This is a genomic window from Persicirhabdus sediminis (assembly GCF_016595495.1).
Classification (GTDB): Bacteria; Verrucomicrobiota; Verrucomicrobiia; order Verrucomicrobiales; family Akkermansiaceae; genus Persicirhabdus; species Persicirhabdus sediminis.
This window is the reverse complement of the sequence record NZ_JAENIM010000021.1, coordinates 94503-112275: the sequence shown is the minus strand read 5'-3', so window position 1 is coordinate 112275 and position 17773 is coordinate 94503. Positions and strand designations below refer to the sequence as shown.

General features: G+C 49.3%; 12 protein-coding genes. 6 read left to right on the top strand and 6 right to left on the bottom strand.

Going from position 1 to position 17773, the window contains the following annotated elements:
• Positions 1–6: 6 nt before the first annotated feature.
• The 3 genes from JIN82_RS04050 to galB all read right to left on the bottom strand — a co-directional run bounded on the left by JIN82_RS04050 (position 7) and on the right by galB (position 4047).
• A complete protein-coding gene (locus JIN82_RS04050; RefSeq protein ID WP_200310362.1) occupies positions 7–492 on the bottom strand; it encodes a hypothetical protein in 486 nt (161 codons plus the stop codon).
• Complete coding sequence (locus JIN82_RS04045) at positions 489–1334, bottom strand: sterol desaturase family protein (protein WP_200310361.1); 846 nt, start codon at positions 1332–1334, stop codon at positions 489–491. The genes JIN82_RS04050 and JIN82_RS04045 overlap by 4 nt, the downstream gene beginning before the upstream one ends.
• A gap of 154 nt (positions 1335–1488) precedes the next feature.
• Positions 1489–4047 carry a beta-galactosidase GalB gene (galB, locus tag JIN82_RS04040; RefSeq protein ID WP_200310360.1) on the bottom strand — a complete coding sequence of 853 codons (2559 nt, stop codon included), beginning with the start codon at positions 4045–4047 and terminating at the stop codon, positions 1489–1491.
• 263 nt (positions 4048–4310) lie between these two features.
• Here galB and JIN82_RS04035 point away from each other — a divergent pair, with 263 nt between their 5' ends.
• Positions 4311–5753, top strand: coding sequence for a sulfatase (locus tag JIN82_RS04035; protein ID WP_200310359.1), 1443 nt, complete (start codon positions 4311–4313; stop codon positions 5751–5753).
• A gap of 281 nt (positions 5754–6034) precedes the next feature.
• Here JIN82_RS04035 and bamA read toward each other — a convergent pair whose 3' ends face one another.
• Positions 6035–8347, bottom strand: coding sequence for an outer membrane protein assembly factor BamA (gene bamA, locus JIN82_RS04030; protein WP_200310358.1), 2313 nt, complete (start codon positions 8345–8347; stop codon positions 6035–6037).
• A gap of 224 nt (positions 8348–8571) precedes the next feature.
• On the opposite strand from bamA, the gene thiE reads away from it, so the two are divergent.
• The 3 genes from thiE to aroB all read left to right on the top strand — a co-directional run bounded on the left by thiE (position 8572) and on the right by aroB (position 11310).
• Positions 8572–9228, top strand: coding sequence for a thiamine phosphate synthase (thiE, locus tag JIN82_RS04025; RefSeq protein ID WP_200310357.1), 657 nt, complete (start codon positions 8572–8574; stop codon positions 9226–9228).
• Positions 9229–9297: 69 nt separating this feature from the next.
• A complete protein-coding gene (locus JIN82_RS04020) occupies positions 9298–10215 on the top strand; it encodes a PfkB family carbohydrate kinase (protein ID WP_200310356.1) in 918 nt (305 codons plus the stop codon).
• Between the two features lie 18 nt (positions 10216–10233).
• Positions 10234–11310: a 3-dehydroquinate synthase gene (gene aroB / locus JIN82_RS04015; protein ID WP_200310355.1), complete on the top strand. Its 1077-nt coding sequence runs from the start codon at positions 10234–10236 to the stop codon at positions 11308–11310.
• A 105-nt stretch (positions 11311–11415) separates the two neighbouring features.
• On the opposite strand, the gene JIN82_RS04010 is transcribed toward aroB, so the two are convergent.
• Complete coding sequence (locus JIN82_RS04010) at positions 11416–12198, bottom strand: PEP-CTERM sorting domain-containing protein (RefSeq protein ID WP_200310354.1); 783 nt, start codon at positions 12196–12198, stop codon at positions 11416–11418.
• A gap of 365 nt (positions 12199–12563) precedes the next feature.
• On the opposite strand from JIN82_RS04010, the gene JIN82_RS04005 reads away from it, so the two are divergent.
• Positions 12564–13295 (top strand): L,D-transpeptidase family protein, encoded by a 732-nt coding sequence (locus JIN82_RS04005; RefSeq protein WP_200310353.1) that lies wholly within the window; start codon positions 12564–12566, stop codon positions 13293–13295.
• Positions 13296–13315: 20 nt separating this feature from the next.
• Positions 13316–14251 (top strand): sugar phosphate isomerase/epimerase family protein, encoded by a 936-nt coding sequence (locus tag JIN82_RS04000; protein ID WP_200310352.1) that lies wholly within the window; start codon positions 13316–13318, stop codon positions 14249–14251.
• Between the two features lie 28 nt (positions 14252–14279).
• Here JIN82_RS04000 and dnaE read toward each other — a convergent pair whose 3' ends face one another.
• Positions 14280–17747, bottom strand: coding sequence for a DNA polymerase III subunit alpha (gene dnaE, locus JIN82_RS03995; RefSeq protein WP_200310351.1), 3468 nt, complete (start codon positions 17745–17747; stop codon positions 14280–14282).
• Between the last annotated feature and the right edge of the window lie 26 nt (positions 17748–17773).

Below are 17773 nucleotides of genomic sequence, written 5' to 3'. Positions count from 1 at the left end.
GGAGAGTTAGAAGTTGCTATACTTCCATGATTTTTCGTTGTCGTGGCTAGTTATCGTTACCGCGTTGATTTTTGCGTTAGCTGGAATGTCTAACTCACGTGCCAGCTGGCCAGGATGGACAAGTGCGTAGTGGATAAACTGATCGCGCTGCGCCGCCGTCATGGCTGGCGCATAGGCGAGTGTGGCACCATAGACATTGCGGCGGTTGTAAGGGCCATGGATTTTTTCAGACTCTGTTGGGCTTAGGGTGAGTGTGTGATCTAGCTGGTCGGCAGTGGTATAGTGGATTTGGAATTGCAGGTTGAAGCTTTCATAGCTTTCACCTGTGGCTTGGTCGTTAGCTGTACAAAAGACTTTGGTGAATGGGGCGATGCCGCTCGCAAGCCCGAGCGCTTTGAGTTTCGGCAGCTGGATGATTTCTCCGAGCATGGCCAAGCTGGCTAGCGGTAGGATTGATAGAGCGAGTAGATTCTGACGAGTGATGAGCTTCATGATTCTGATGAGTTAGAATTTGAATCCGGGTGCTGTAGCTGGCGTGATTGCCAGCAGGCCCAACGTTTCGAGCAGCCAATGCAGCTGGGGAGCAGGTGCATGGGTGAGAGTTGTTTGCTTCCAGCTGCGTGCACATCGCGACCAGCTAACATGTCGTCAAATCTATCTTCACGCCAGTCGTCAAAACCGCATTGAGTTACCTTTTTGCTAGGGTTTTTGAATGTGCCAAAGAGCATGTCCCAAAGAGGGATGTCAGAGTAGTTCTGCGTATGGTGGAGGTATTGATGATGGACGCGGTGGGACTCTGGGCGCTGGAATAGATAGCCGAACCAGCGTGGGGTTTTGATGTTCCAGTGATAGAAGAGTTCGGCGATGCCTGTTGCTAGGCTGGTGAGTACAGCCGCTTGAGGTGATAGGCCTAGCAGAGGGAACATGATGGCTGAACTCAGAATCCCGTTGATGGTAATTTCTACGGGGTGCTTGTAGAAGGACATGAGGATTTCCATGCGCCGTGGTGAGTGGTGCAGTTGATGGCAGAGGCGCCAGAAAAACTTCGATTCATGGCGCAGCCGGTGCCAGAAATAATAAACAAAGGTAATGGTGAGGTAACCAATCAACACCTGCTGCCAGAGTGCAAGTTGGTGGCTAGATAAGAGTGCCAGCGGGCGCATCCATTGGTCCCAGCTAACTCCTGCTAGCCAGACAACAGCGGCTTGCACTAGATTCAGTAAAAGAACTCTGGGCCACCAGTTAGGAACTTTAGGGAGAGCATTGGCTGGCCAGAGACGTTCGATGAGAAACATCACGGCTGCGGTGATCATGATGTAGGGCATGAGTGTCATGCCTACACCGTGCCTCACATTTCACCGGGGTGGTAATTGATAGTTTTTTTCGCAGTATTGATTATATCAATACTAGCTAGCGGGAGGATGAAGTAACAAAAAACGCTCCGTACTGAAGTGCAGCACGGAGCGTTGGTATTCTATTTGAAAGGAATTATTTAGACGGGCTGATAGTGATTTCAGCTGCCTGTAGTCCAGAGCTAGTCGCTTTCAGAGTGATTGGCTTGGTAGCTCCTTTGTTGATTCTAACGATAGCGAGGCACAGACCATTAAATGCTTTGCGTTTGCTAGCTTGAAATGGCTCATGGCTAGTTTGGTCGCCATTACCCACAGCAACAATTTCTCCATCACCTTCGATAGAGAAGTTTACCTCATTCATGCTGCGCGGCACGGTGATGCCAGATTTATCTTTGATAGAGACGGTGATGAATGCGAGGTCGTAGCCGTCTGCAGCGATTGATTTGCGGTCACTTGAGAGTTCAATCTTGCTTGCGTCGCTGGCGGTTTTGACCGTGCACCGCTGCCACTCTTGGCCATCTTTATAAGCGATGGCGTAAACTTCACCTGGCTGATAGGCCACATCATTCCAAACAAGACGATAGCTAGATGGCTGGCGTTTTTGTCTGCCTTTGGACTCGCCGTTGACAAACAGCTCGACCTCGTCAGCATTGGTATAGACGTGAATAGGGGTTTCTTTTCCTACTCTATCAGGCCATGTCCAATGAGGTAAAATGTGTAGTGTTGGCTCATTAGGCATCCAGCGGCTGCGGTAGAGGTAGAATCTATCTTTCGGGAACCCGCAGAGGTCGATAATGCCAAAGTATGATGAGCGAGATGGAGCGCCACCGCTCTGTTTCATGAATTCACGATAGGCGTCTTTTTCCTTCTCGGTATCGAAGTTGAGCGCATTTGTTGGGTCCTTGTTGAATGGCGTAGGTTCGCCAATGTAGTCGAAGCCAGTCCACACAAATTCACCTGCAAAGCTAGGGTATTTATCGAGACGTAGGAAGACTTGGTCAACGGGAGCGCCCCAGTGTGGCGCGCTGTAGTCGTAGGAACTAACATGGAAGTCTTTAGTGAGACCGGCTTTTTTGTTTTTTACGTTAGGAGGGAATGTGTAGACGCCACGCGAACTGAATGTGGATGAGGTTTCACTGGCGTAGAAGGGGGTGTCGGGGAAGGCTTTTAGGCCGATGTCATATTTGACGTGATGGTAGTTGATACCAAAGACTTCGAGGGTAGCTCCCATGCCGTTTTCTACGGCTTGCCAGCGACTAACTCCATTAGTGACAGGGCGAGTGTCATCTTCGGATCTAACGATTTCTGTAAGGCGATTGCTAATTTCAATACCTTCGCCGCCAGTTTTGAATTCGAGAATTTCGTTGCCGGTACTCCATGCGATAATACATGGATGGTTGCGGTCGCGGCGAACCCAAGCACGAATATCACGCTCGTGCCACTCGTCGAAATGTTTGCCGTAGTCGTTACGCTTTTTGCCTTTTCTCCAACAGTCAAATGACTCATCGATAGCTAACATGCCCATCTCATCGCAGAGTTCTAGGTAGTCTTTGCTAGGTGGGTTGTGGCTGAAGCGGATGGCATTGCTACCCATTTCTTTGAGCAGGCGTATTTGCCTAGCGATTGCTGCTCGATTAGTAGCTGCGCCTAATGGCCCAAGGTCGTGGTGCATACAGACACCATTGAGTTGCACGCGCTGGCCATTGAGGTGAAAGCCATCTTTAACGGTGAATTTGGCATCTCTAACGCCAAAGGTGAAATCTTTCTGATCCACTGCCACATCGGCTGATTTTACAGTTACGCGAAGTTGATAGAGTGATGGTTTTTCAGGACTCCATAGCTGTGGTTTCGCCAGCTGGATCTGTGTTTCAAAGCTGGCGGATTTACCAGCGGCGATGGATTGACTGGCCAGTTTACCGTCTTGAACGACTTTGCCGTCGAACAGAACTTGATATTCTAATGAGGTGTTAGCGCTGGTTTCGCTCTGATTTACCACCTGTGAGCTTAACTGCATGGTGGCTTCATTTTGGTTCACCTCTTTATTGCGTATGAAGGTAGACCATTGTGTAAGGTGAACTGGCTGGGTGCTGATTAGGGTGATGTGTCGGTAGATACCAGCTCCCGGATACCAGCGTGATGACTGATCGGGGTTGTCTAGTCTAACTGCGACGGTGTTGCTGCCGCCGTAGTTGAGCTGGTCAGTCATTTCAAAGCGGAATGCATTGTATCCGAATACCCATTCGCCCACTTTGCTGCCATTTACATAGACCTGAGCGTGGCTCATTGCTCCATCGAAATGGATGAAGTGGCGTTGATCTTTTGCCTCTGCAGGCATGGTGAAATCTTTTTTATACCAGCCTATGCCAGCGTATGGGAGTTTGCCTGTTTCGTTAGCTAGCTTGGCATCAAATGGTCCTTCAATGGCCCAGTCATGTGGGATCTTTACCGCTCGCCAGTCATTGGTATTGAACTCATTTTTCTCAATGCCTTTGGGTTCAGCTAGTACTTCGCCTCCGGGCATCTTGCCAAATCTGGCGAAGCTCCAACCATCATCGAAGTTAGATTCCGTGCGCAATGGAGTTGCTTGTAGTTGGGAAGCTAAGGAGATGATTAGAATGGCGATAGCCGTAATGATACCGGGCCAGTTGGTCCGACCAATGTGGGCGATTTTTTCTATTGCTAAGGTATTGTTCATAGGTGTGTGCTAACTTCTATTGGTATGGCTATTTATACATAAAAAATCATGATGTCAGTAAAATGGTAAAATGTTGCTTATTTTGGTAAATATCATGATAGCTGTACGAGTATCTTGCTGTTGTTAATGTGTTTATTATTAGTTGTTAAGGGGTTTGGGTGGCTGTTTTGATAATCGTTTTCACATGTGAAACATTTTTATGGAAAAAGGTTTATGAATATTGCTACGTACAAGTATCAACAATAGTGAATCGAAGATTTTAAATGATGAAAAAGTTATTAACCATTATCACCTGCCTAGCTGGCAGCTTGTCCGCAGCTGAACGTCCTAACATTGTTTTCTTGTTGGTGGATGATTTGGGTCGTATGGACCTAGGCTGTTATGGGAGCACATTTCATGAAACTCCTAACATTGATCAGCTAGCCGCTGATGGATTACGCTTTGAGAATGCCTACTCAAGCCACCCTGTGTGTGGTCCCAGCCGTTCGGCAATGGTTTCTGGTAAATTTCCGGCTCGTTTAGGAGTGACTGGTATTCCGGGGAAAATTCCCGCAGGCAATATCATCTGGCCGAAGGTGCTGCAGGATGCTGGTTACAAGACACTTTTTGCAGGCAAGTGGCATATGAGTGGACCTGATGAGGTGACTAAATATGGATTCGACATCAACATTGGAGGTGGTAGCAACGGTCAGCCAGGGCAATATTTCTGGCCTTTTCATGAAGGCGGGCGCAAGTCAAAAGGAGCGTATCCAGGATTAGAGGATTGCCCTGAGGGAAGCTTCTTACCTGATGTACTAACTGATCACTGCATTGAATTTATTGAGGCTAACAAAGATGAGCCATTCTTGGTATATCTATCATACTACGGCGTGCATACTAGGCTGCAAGCAAAGGAAGAATACCTCCAACATTTTCAAAGTAAGGTGCCAGAGGAATTCCGTGATGCGCACGATTATAGAGTAGAGCAAGTTGATGGAGGAGGGGAAATTGTCGTTAGTAACAGCCAGAGCAACGCGGTTTTCGCAGGTCTTCTCAAATCAGTAGATGATAGTGTTGGGCGCTTGGTTGATACTCTCGATCGGCTTGAAATACGTGATAATACTCTGATTATTTTCACAGCAGATCAAGGAGGTCTATCAACGAGACCAAATTCAAAAGGAACGAAGGGCTGGCCTGATCACCTTCCAGCTTGCAGCTACCCATACCGCGGAGGCAAAGGATGGATTTACGATGGTGGTGTTCGCGTGCCGTTTATTGTGAACTCACCGATGTTCAAAGGTGGCAAGGTGATAGAGACCGCTACTATCAATACAGATATCTATCCAACAGTCTTGGATGTAGCTAAGCTCCCAGCCATGCCTGAGCAGCACGTTGACGGTCGTAGTATTTTGCCAGTGCTCAGTGGTTCAGGTGAGCTTGCCGATACGCAAGATTTTGTATGGATGTTTCCAATTGGTCACGGTTCTGGACACGTGTCCGCAGTAGGTATGCAGCGTGGGGAATACAAGCTGATCTATCGCCGTGGCAAACAAGGTGTTGTGATTGAATTATACAATACCGCTGAAGACATTGGCGAACGCAATAATCTAGCGAAACAAATGCCCGAGCGTGTCGAAGCGATGTTGAAAACGCTTAAGTCGCATCCAGGAACTGGCGATTTCATAAGTGCTGAGCCAAAGAGCAAAGGGAAAAAAGGCAAAGGGTAATTTATTAATTCTCATAGACAGGGGGGGCTAACTATATTTGTTGGTCCCCCCTATTTGTTATCTTTGAAGTCTTAAATCACCTTTTGGAGGTTGAAGAAAAGTAACTAGCTGAGGACCTCGCTCTCGTTAGCTGGGCCAGCCATTAGATCTAGCCCTCGTGGGAGCATGTACCGCTACTCATCGAAACCATCCCTCTCTAGCTAGAGGAAGTTCTGAGGTACAAAAAAACGCCACTCGCATGCGAGTGGCGTTTTTGGTGAATGATGATTCGGTTCTATCGATTAGAAGTTGTAATCGAGGTAGAAGTTGAATTGGCCACCTTTGTCAGCTTCTGAATCTGGTGACTGAACTGGGATGGCGTAGTCAACCGCGAGTGGACCGAATGGTAGGCGCAGGCGCAGACCCAGACCAACATCACTGAAGACGTCACCGTCAAATGAGTAGGCGTCTGAGGAAACAAGACCGGCATCGTAGAAGATAGCTGCACGCACGCTGTCGATGAGCGGGATGGTGTATTCTACCTGAATAAATGCTGAACCGCTGCCGCCGAGAACTTCGCCAGTAGCTTCGTCACGTGGACCGACGTCGCGGTACTCGAAACCACGCAGGTTGCGCTGGCCACCGAGGAACTTACGGTCGAAGACTGGAACGCGGTCGTCGCTCTCTACAGTTTCAATCGCACCGCGGAGCTCGAGGATACTGTCACCGTAGAGGTTCCAGTATTTTTCACCTCTGATAGAGAGGCCGTAGTTTTCTACGTCGCCACCAAGGCCAGCGTAGTAGGCTCCTAACCTAACGCGGTGACCTTTACGGGTGAGTTGGTTGCTGTCACGAGTATCGAGTGTCCACTCGATGTTGAGTGAGTTGCGCAGGTAGTCGCCGTCGTCTAGCCAGAATTGTGAATCATCTGGAGTATCGCTTTCAACTTGCACGTCGAATTTCTCAATACGGATAGATGTCTTGAGGCTTGAGCGCTCAGTGACTTTGTGACGCAGGAAGACTTCACCACCAAAGTTAGATTGCTCGTAAACATCTGAGAAGTAACGAGAGTCGTGGTAGAAGAGTGTGGTACCCAGCGCGAGGCGGCGACCGAGGAACCATGGCTCAACCAATGAGAGGTCGAAGTCAGTACGCTCAGAACCGATTTGAATTTTGGTAGAGAATCGCTGACCAGCACCGGTGAATCCCCATGGGTTAGTGATATCGAAGTTAGTCTGCTCGAGGTTAATGTAACCTACGATAGAGTCGACTGAGCTGAAACCGAGACCGAAGCTGATTTGGCCTGTCTCTTTTTCGTCAACGAGGATGTTGATGTCACGGTAACCTTTTTGGCTGCTAGGGTCATTGCTAACTTGAACGTCGTTGAAGTAGTTCATGTTGCGCAGACGAGCGCGGGCGGTTTCTACTTCCACGGTATTGAAGTTATCACCTGGCTTGAGAGGAAGTTCGCGGCGGATCACGCGGTCTTGAGTTTTGTCGTTACCTTCGATGGTGACGCGACCTACTTTGACGGGCTTGCCTTCAGTGATGCGGTAGGTGATGTTCACCTGAGATGGACCGGCGTCGCGCAGGTCAGGAGTGACGGTGGCGTCAGCGTATCCACGAGAACCGTAGTAACTACGGATGGTGGTGATGTCTCGGCGCATTTTCTCAGCTGAGTAGGCGTTGCCAGCATTGAGAGTGAGCACCTTCATGAGGTCTTCAGCCTTGAAGACGGAAGTTTTACCAAACCCAACACCATTGACCTTGTAGCGCGGGCCTTCTTGGATAGCCATAACGAGGTTAACCATATCGTCTTTAGCTGGCTCACGGCGGAAGCCGTCAGACTTGGCGCGCAGGTAGCCGCGGTTGCGGTAGAAGTCGAGAACGCGGTCAACGTCTTCGTCTAGCAAGGTGGTGTCGATTTGACCTGCCTTAGTTAGGAATGAAAGCCATGACTGTTGTTTGGTTTTCATTTCCTTACGAAGAGTATTGTTATCGTATGAGTTGTTACCTTCGAAGGTGATTTTGTGCACCTTGTTCTTGGCGCCTTCGTCGATGATAAAGATGAGGTCAGCACGGCCGCTGTCATTCACTGGCTGCATGCGGTGGCTAACGATAACGTCAGGGAAACCGTAGCCGTGGTATTGTTTCTCGATGTTGTTACGCGCTTCTAAAATCTGCGTATCACTAAGAGGTCCACCTGGCTTAAGCTTGGAAACTTTAGCTAACTTCTTGTCGCTAAAGATTTCGTTGCCGGTGAAACCAACACCCGCTAGAGCTGGGCGAGTAACAACTTCGGCGATCACCTTAACCTTCTCACCCTGAGGCTCAGCGAAGAATAAGATATTATCGATTAGGCCACTTTCGTAGAGGCTACGGATGTCGTCGTCGAGTTTGGTAGCATCGTATTTTTCTCCAGCGCGCACACTCATGTAGTTGCGTATACGAGCTTCGTCCACAGTGCGTGGCCCGCTGTAGCGGATCTGCACTTGTGAGATCGTTTTTCCTTCAAAATCCTGCGCGCTAGCCGGAATCGCGGCTAACAAGGTCAGGGTCAGAGCTGCCAGAGCAGCCAAACATTGCATTGTGTATCTAAGTTGTCCTTTGAGCATGTGCTGAAAAGTGAGTGAATGACGCGGGCATAAGACCCATAGGAGGGCAATTGGTCAAGTGGCTAATGAGTTGGAGACCAATCTTCTTGGTAAAACTGTCCTAATCAGTGAGTGTTTTTTCCAGATTCCTAATTCGAGTCAGCTGGCGAATGTCTAATCACGAGGGATTTGGTTTGCTTCTTTGGCGCCTCTCTTTCACAAAGTGGGTAAGAAAAATCAGCATTATGAGTCAGACAGTCAGAGAGAAGTTAGCGGCGGCCACATTGTATGGCATTGTGGATTTGGGATACGTCAATGAAGATTCGTTGGAGTTGAGAACCCAACAACTTATCGACGGTGGCGCTGGCGTGATCCAGCTGCGCGCCAAAGGCTGCGAGCTAGATAAGATTCTAAAATTCAGCCAGCTGGTAGGATCTGTTTGTCGTCAGGCAGGAGTGCCATTTATTGTTAATGATTTTGCTGACATTGCCAAACAGGTCTCAGCTGACGGTGTGCACATTGGTCAAGATGATGGCACTCTAGCAGCAGTGAGAGAAATTGTTGGAGGCGAGATGATTGTTGGACGTTCGACTCATTCTCCTGAGCAAGCAGCTGGAGCACTGGCTGAGGGATTTGATTACATCGGCTTTGGGCCACTATTCCCTACGCCAACAAAAAAAGGACGACCAGGCATTGGCATGGAAAATATCGTTGGTGTGCAGCAGAGTGTAGGCGCTGAGATTCCCGTATTTTGTATCGGTGGCATCGTGCCATCTAACCTAGCTGAAGTGATTGACGCTGGCGCTCGCCGCGTGGTCATAGTCTCTGCCTTGCTTACCGCTGAGGATGTGGTCGGCACTACACGAGCCTGTGTAGATCAACTAAAAGACTTGAATTCTTAGGTCATTCGGGGGAAACCCATGCATGCTCGCGCGCACCCAGCGGCAGCAGAAAATTTACCATCAATCATCATGTCTATCATCATCGGCGGAACTATCGCAATCGATAACGTTATCACTCCAGACGCTAAGGGAGAGCAACTTCTTGGTGGCTCAGCGGCCTACGCCGCTCTATCAGCTAGCTACATGACGTCATCGGTTGATCTTGTTGGAATCATTGGCCGCGACTATCCACAAGAGCATCTCGATATGCTAGAGAGCCACGGTGTGACTCTGGCTGGTGTGGAGCGCTCAGAAGACGAGTCATTCACATGGACAGGTGAGTACCACGAGAACATGAATGAGCGTACCACACACAGCGTGGGGCTCAACGTGCTAGAGAGCTGGCAGGTTAAAATTCCAGCTGAGCTGGCGGATGCAGATGTAGTGGTATTGGCTAACATGTCTCCAGACAACCAGATCCAGATGCTCGACCAATGTGTGAGCGCAAATAAGTTTGTGGTGGCGGATACGATGGATCTATGGATTGCCATTGCTAACGAAAGGCTCAACGAAGTGATGCAACGCATCGACCTGCTCGTGATTAATGAATCAGAAGCTCGTGAGTTTGTGGCGACATCTAACTTGATCGAAGCTGGCGAGAAATTATTAGCGAAAGGTCCAAAATTTGTCATCATCAAGTTGGGTGAGTTTGGTGCGTATTTGTTTGGTCCAGACGGTCAATTTTTCACTTTCCCAGCTTGGCCACTGCGTCAGCTGGCAGATCCAACAGGCGCTGGAGATTCATTCCTCGGCGGTCTAGCTGGCTGGCTTGATTCACTAGATCATAATGAATATAGCTTTGCCGATATTCGCGATGGTGCGATCCGCGGCAGCGTTCTAGCTAGCTTCACCTGTGAGGCATTTTCTACGCAGAAACTACAAGGCTGCAGTAGCGAAGACATCAATGACCGCCTCGAAAAACTCAAAAACATTTCCCACTGGGAGTAATTACTAACGAAATCTATCATGCCAACTGTACACGTAGACTTAGCGGATCGTTCATACGATATTTTAGTCGAAGACGGACTGCTCGATCAAACTGGCGAGCTGATATCCCAGCTGGGGTTGAAGAAAAAGTGCGCAATCATTTCTGATAGCAACGTAGCACCGCTGTATGCCGACCGCGTCGAGAAATCGCTGCGCGCAGCTGGCTATGAGCCAAGCGTACATGTGGTGCCAGCTGGCGAGGCCAGCAAGTCGATGACTCAAGTCTCTGGCTTGTGCAGCGAGCTGATTCAGCAAGGCCATGATAGAGCGTCATTTGTTGTCGCCCTGGGTGGCGGTGTGGTTGGTGATCTAGCTGGCTTTGTAGCGGCTATTTTCTACCGAGGCATTCCATTTGTGCAAATTCCAACGACGATTGTTTCGCAGGTTGATAGTTCAGCCGGAGGCAAAACTGGCGTGAATGCAGCGGAAGGAAAAAACCTGATAGGCGCCTTCCATCAGCCGAAAATGGTGATTGTTGATCCGCTCACACTGCAGACTTTAGCTGGTCGTGAATACCGCGAGGGCTTTGCTGAGGCGATCAAACATGCTGCCATTCGTGACGCTAAGATGGTTGTAGACCTCAGCCAGTTGGATCCCGCTGCCAAGTACGTTGAGCCAGATTTGTTAGCCCGTAACCTTGCGATTAAGGCGCGCGTGGTAGAAGAAGATGAACGTGAAACCGCGGGCACTCGTGCTTTGCTTAACTTTGGTCACACCATCGGGCACGGCATCGAAGCCTCTGTACCTTACGGCGAGATGCTTCACGGCGAAGCCATTTCTTTAGGTACCATTGCTGCGCTCAGACTGTCTGAAAAAATCAATGGATTCCCAGCTGCTGACAGCCAGAAAATTATTGATTTGCTAGAGCAATTCCAGCTACCGCTCAAGCTAGCTGATAGTATTGATAGCGAAACGATCGTGGCCAAACTTCAGCGCGATAAAAAATTTAGTGGCGGTGAGATCAACTTCGTATTGTTGACTAAGTTAGGCGCTGCTGAGGTTTCTAAAAAAGTGACAATCGAAGATATTCGCGAGGCGATTGAAGCACTTCGTTAGGCTATATATTTCAGCTCGATAGAATCGAACAATAAGAAGGTCAGGTGATGGATGTCCATGCGCCTGACCTTGTTTTTTTGATAGTAGCTAGGAATGTAGATTTCTCTAGCGACGGTTCACACGGCGTCTGAGTAGTAGCGCGCTCAACCCTAGCATCATTGTTGCTGAGGTAGATGGTTCTGGAATTGGTACCACGTCGAGTTTGAATGCATTGCCCAATGGTCCCCAGTTTCCTGAATCACTAGGTAACAAGAAGTCGATGTCGTATTCTGTTTTCCCTGTTAGTGTGATGGTGAACTCTTGATTTGTATTGCCTCCAATATCACTTCCTGCGCCGAAATACCCCATGTCTTGGCCGTCAACGAGGATGCCTGTATAGCGTGTTGTTCCTGTGTTAGGATCAATATAACCACCATCACGTGAGCAAACAAAAGTAAGCGTGACGGTATCCGTGGTCTGAAAGCCGCCTAAGCTATAGGTGGCGAAGGTATCGCCAGCATTCAAGCCAGTGATTGAGCCGTTATCGATGCGGTTCCCCGTGTTGATAGATGAGTCGATGCCATTGGCATCGTGATACCAGTTCATGGAATCGTCAGTAGAAACATTGACTCCACCTTGGGCATTCATGGATACGCCGCCGTAGAAGGTGGCTGCAAAAGTATAGTTCGTTGCGTTGCCGTTAGCATCACTAAGATAGCTAGCGTTGAGGTTCTGCGCGGTGCCTGCATTGAACTGGATGTTATTCCAATTATTGCCACCGATATTACCGTTGCTGATAGATGAGTCTGTTCCTGATGCGCCCAGGAAGTTAGCATATACAGAAGTGGCTGCGGAGCACGGGACCAGCAGGCAGAACATTGATGATATTGTTAGTGTTTTTATTTTCATAACAAAGAGTGGGTTTTCTATCTATTGATAGATTTCAGTGTTCAAAAAGCTGTCTGTCAAATTCAAGTGTGACATGATCATGTACGACTGTTTGGGTAGGTTCGGTTAAGCGTATGAAATCGTATTAGTTAGCCTTTTTGAGAATGGTGGATAGAATATCATGTGTTAATTGAGATGCTGATTTTTTGCGTCACTAGTGAAACTGTCGAATTGCAATCAGGCTATGAATATGTCGTTAGTGTGTAGTGTGGGTGGCGTAAATTGTAATGAATAAGCTCGCATGGCGTGACCAAGCACTAGGGAAAAGTTAGTGGTCGGCAAAACTCCGCAGTAGACAGCATGACTTGTGTCGCTACATTGCTGGTATGTTAAAGTTCATATTGATTTCCCTACTCAGCCTGATGCCCATAGCGGCCTTTGAGCTGCCGCGTTCATGTAAGCAGGTCGTGTTAGGTGTGGCTGACGATTGGGGCTCTAGCCATGTGCAGCTGGCTATGTATGAGAAATCTGGCTCGAACTGGAAACCCGTTATGAAAAGTTGGCCTGGCCGTTTAGGGAAAAATGGCATGGTTTGGGGTCGTGGTTTACATCCTTTAGCCAAGGGCTCAGCGATGAAAAAAGAGGGAGATGCGAAGGCGCCAGCTGGTGTTTTCTGGATTGGAGGAGCTTATGGATATGCGCCGCAGATTAAAAAAAACCGTGCTTTGAGTTACCGACAAATTACCACTCGCGACCTGTGGGTAGAAGATTCTAACTCACCATACTATAATCGCCATTTGGTGATAGAACACGAACCCAAAACAGCATGGGAGAAAAAGCAGCAAATGCGACAAGGTGACCACGCGCATAGCTTAAAGTTATTTGTGGCTCACAATGCTGCGGATCACGGGAAAAAGGCAACGCCAGGAGGCGGCAGCGCGATTTTCTTCCACATCTGGCGCGACAATGGTGGACGCGCCACGCACGGCTGCACCTCTATGCGCGAAGATAAACTTAAAGAAATGATTTCTAAGGTAGACCCTAGCAAAAACCCTGTGTTTGTGCTTTTGCCAAAGGCTGAGTACCAGCGTCTCAAGACTAGCTGGAAGTTGCCATAACCATAAATTAGTTTGTTAGTATGTTGAGTTTTTCTAGCTGCTGGAACAATGCGCGTCACAGTGATGGCGAGCAGATGATAGATGAAATTACCCAGCTTGGCGTGGAGTACGTCGAGCTCAGCCACGGCATGACGATTGCCAAGTTGCCTGGGATTCGTAAAGCCTATCAGGCTGGTAAGTTCAAATGCTCTGGGGTGCATAACTATTTTCCTTCACCAGTTGAGGTGATGATAGATGCGCCGGATGCATACGAGTTTACCTCACACCGCGGGTTTGAGCGCCAGCGGGCGATGGAGATGACATTGAAAACACTCGAGCTGGCTGGCGAGTTCGAAGCTAAGTACATCGTCATGCACATGGGCTCTGTGCCGATGCCTAGCAAGAAGTGGACAAAGAAGCTAACGTCGATGGTGCGTGAAGGTAGCCAGCTAGATCCAGAGTATACCAAACATAAGTTAGCCTTTGTGAAGAAGCGTGAAAAACTCTCACCACTGTACTATCAGCGGGCGATAGAAGCGCTAGAAGAGCTGAGTGAGAAAGCCAAAGAGGTGGGTGTGCCTCTGGCTGTAGAGAGCCGCAGCCGTTATGAAGACGTTCCCTCAGAGGAGGAAATGATCAAACTGCAGGAGCATTTTAAGGACAACCCTTGGGTTGGCTATTGGCACGATTTTGGCCACGTTCAGCTGAAGCATAATCTAGGTTTGCTCAATCATGAACAATGGCTCAAAAAGATGCAGCCATATCTGATAGGCTGCCACGTGCACGATGTCTACTGGCCTCATCGCGACCACCGCGTGCCGCTAACCGGGGAGATGGATTTTCCTAACTTGATGCAATACGTCAGCCCGGAAAAACCACTGGTTTGGGAGTTGAGCCCAACACGTGAAACCGAAGAAATAGAGCAATGCCTCAAGGTCTGGAAAACGAGTTTTCCAGATCACTGTGAGAGAGTCTAGTTAGGATCTAGCTGGCGGCAGCGCCAGCTTAGATTCTCCATTGGTGGAGGTCTTTGATGATCTCTGGGCAGACGTTGACCTTGTATTTCTCAGACACCTGAAGGATGGCGCGCTCGCCAGTTCCTTTTTGCAAGGTAATGACGACGGGCGTTTTGCCTGGGTATTTGGCTAGCGTATCGCGGATCTCTGTGAGCTCGTCGACGCTGGTGCGAGATGCCCAGATGGTTAGTTCGAAGTCGCCTTTTTTGGTAGCTTTTTTACGATTCTTGAGCAGCTTGATTTGCGATCCACTGACACGACGTTTTTCTGGGTCGCGGAAATCTTCCTGAACCTGAGCGCGCACGGTGATGATATTGCCAGTTTCTAGCAATCCTTCCTCGAGGGCGGGTAGATAGCTTTCGCTCCAGCTAACGACTTCGCAGGTTCCTGAGAAATCTTCTAGGTGCATGACTCCAAACTTTTTACCCGCCTTGGTCGTTTTGTGCTCCACCAGCCTGAGCATGCCAGCCATGGTGTAGCGTTTTTTTCTATCGGAGATGTCGAGGTCGTCGATGTTGCCGAGTGGTGAGAATCTGTCTGAGCCTAGCAAATCTCTGTATTCATCTAGCGGATGACCAGAGGTGTAACATCCTAGCAGCTCTTTTTCAGTTTCTAGCCGTTCGTCTTTGGTCCACTCAGGGACAAATTCTTGGTTAGCCTCTGGCGTAGGAGCGCTGCTGGCAAAGTCCATGGTATCAAACAATGAGACTTGGCCCTGAGCTCTATCGCGTTGCGCGGAGCTAGCTGAAGCAATGACAAGTTCGATGCGGTTGAACATGCCAGCGCGAGTTTCGCCGGTCCAGTCTAGGGCACCAGCTTTGATGAGGTTTTCTAGAATCCGCTTGTTAACTGCTTTGGAATCAAGTCTGTTGGAGAGTTCATCTAATGACTCGAACTTGCCATTCTCTTTGCGGTCTTTCACCGCAATAGTCATGGCGCCTTCACCCACGTTCTTGATGGCTGCTAGCCCGTAGCGGATAGCTTTGATGCCGGATGGGGTAACTTCTGGGCAGAAGCGAACCTCTGATTTGTTCAAGTCAGGCGGTAGAATTTCGATGCCCATGCGCAGTGCCTCGTTGATGAAAATGGCAATTTTCTCGGTATTGTTAAGCTCGTTAGATAGCAGGCCGCAGAGGAACTCAACCGGGTGGTTAGCTTTGAGATAGGCGGTCCAGTAGGAGATGTGGCCGTAACATGCTGAGTGAGATTTGTTGAAACCATAACCCGCAAAGCCAGCGATTTTATCGAAAATCAAGTTGGCATTTTTAGCATCGATGTCGTTAGTCTCCTTGGCGCCAGCAACAAATGTTTTGCGCTGCTTGTCCATCTCAGACTGTTTCTTTTTACCCATCGCTCGGCGCAGAATATCCGCACCACCGAGGGTGTAGCCAGCGAGCACTTTCGCCGCGTTCTGCACCTGCTCCTGATAGATCATGACGCCGTAGGTGTCGCCACAGATGGTTTCTAGCAGTGGGTGCTCGTACTCGACTTCTTTGATGCCTTTTTTCACTGCAATCATCTCATCGATGTATTGCATGGCTCCCGGACGATAAACGGCTAACAAATCGATCACGTCCTCGATTTTATCAATGCCATATTTGCGGCAGGTTTCCACCATGCCGCCGGATTCCAGCTGAAACACACCCATGGTTTCACCGCGGTTGAGTAGTGCTAGGGTAGGTTTATCATCTAGCGGGACGTAGCGGATATCGAAGTCAGGGAAGTCTGGCAGAATGTACTGCACGGCGTCTTGAATCACGGTAAGGTTTTTCAAGCCGAGGAAATCCATTTTCAACAGCCCTACTTCGGTGATGGCTCCCATGTCACACTGGGTGACAACTTCACCTTCTTTTGCTCGTGTTAGGGCGACGTGTTCATCGAGGTTTCTATCACCGATAACCACACCAGCGGCGTGCACACCGGTGTTACGGTTGAGACCTTCCAGCTTGATGGCGAAGTTCCACAGGTCTTTGAAGGTTGAGCTGTTGGAGATGATGTCGCGTAGTTCTTCTTTGTCGTCGTATTCTGACTGTAGCTTGATGCCAGGTTTGGCTTCAATTTGCTTAGCTAACATGTCTGCCTCGCCGTAGCTAACACCCATGACGCGGGCTACATCACGCAGCACGGATTTGGCGCCCAGAGTACCGTAGGTGATAATGTGAGCAACACAACGCTCGCCGTATTTCTGGCGCACGTAATCGATTACCTCAGGTCGGCGAGTCTGACAGAAATCAATATCCACATCGGGTGGACTGACACGCTCCGGGTTGAGGAATCGTTCGAAGAGTAGGCCAAAGCGCATTGGGCAAATGTCGGTGATGCCCATGGCGTAGGCGACTAACGAGCCCGCCGCGGATCCACGACCTGGTCCAACAGGAATGTCTTGATCGCGCCCCCAGTTAATAAAGTCAGCGGTGATCAAGAAGTAGGAGGCGAAGCCGAGGTCGATGATAATTTTCATCTCGTACTCGAGGCGTTGGACGTATTCGTCGCAGCCGGCTTTTTCTTTGCCGTAGCGCTCTACCATGCCTTCAAAACACACGCGGCGGAAGTATTCATCACGCGGTGAGCCGTCTGGTGAATCGAACTGCGGGTATTTCTCTGAGCTGGTAGGATCGAGGTGTAGGTCGACGTCACATTTCTCAGCAATCTCTAAGGTGGCGTCACAGGCTTCGGGGAACTCGGCAAAGAGTTCGCGCATTTGCTCGTTAGTTTTGAAATAAACCTCGTTAGGGTAGCGCTTGCGGTTTTCGTCAATCAGTAGTCTGCCTTGGCCAATGCAGAGTAGAACGTCGTGAGCTTCGTGGTCTTCTTCGTGGAGGAAATGGACGTCGTTAGTGACCACCACTTTACAGGCTAGCTGTTTGGCAATATCAGCCAGTCCAGCTATGGATTGCTCATTTTTCTCTAGCCCGTGGTTGTTGAGCTCGATATAGAAATCTTCCTGACCGAAGATAGAGTGCAGAAGCTTTGCCTCCTGCAGCGCGCGGTCTGGGTTGTTTTGCAGCAGCCATTCGTTAATCGGCCCGTCGATGTCACCACTGAGGCAGATGATCCCCTCGTTGTATTCAGCTAGCAGCTCGCGGTCGATGCGCGGTTCATCGCGGAAAACGCCATCTAGGTTGGCGATGGAAATCAGCTTGATTAGGTTGTGCCAGCCAGTTTCATTTTTAGCTAACAAAGTGAGATGGGTGGAATCCATTCGGTGCGGCACTTCTTTGAGGTGCGTATGGGATTCCGGCGCTAGGTACATCTCGCAGCCGAGGATGGGTTTGATGCCTGCTGACTGGCAGGCCATGAAGAAATCGACGGCTCCAAAGACGTTGCCGTGGTCGGTCATGGCGAGGGCTGGCATGCCGAGTTCTTTGGCTCGGGCGACGACGTCTTTGACGCGCACGGTGGAGTCCAGCGTGCTGAATGATGTGTGAACGTGTAGGTGTACAAAGTTGTCTGCCATGGCTCGGGCAGACTAGGCTGATTTAC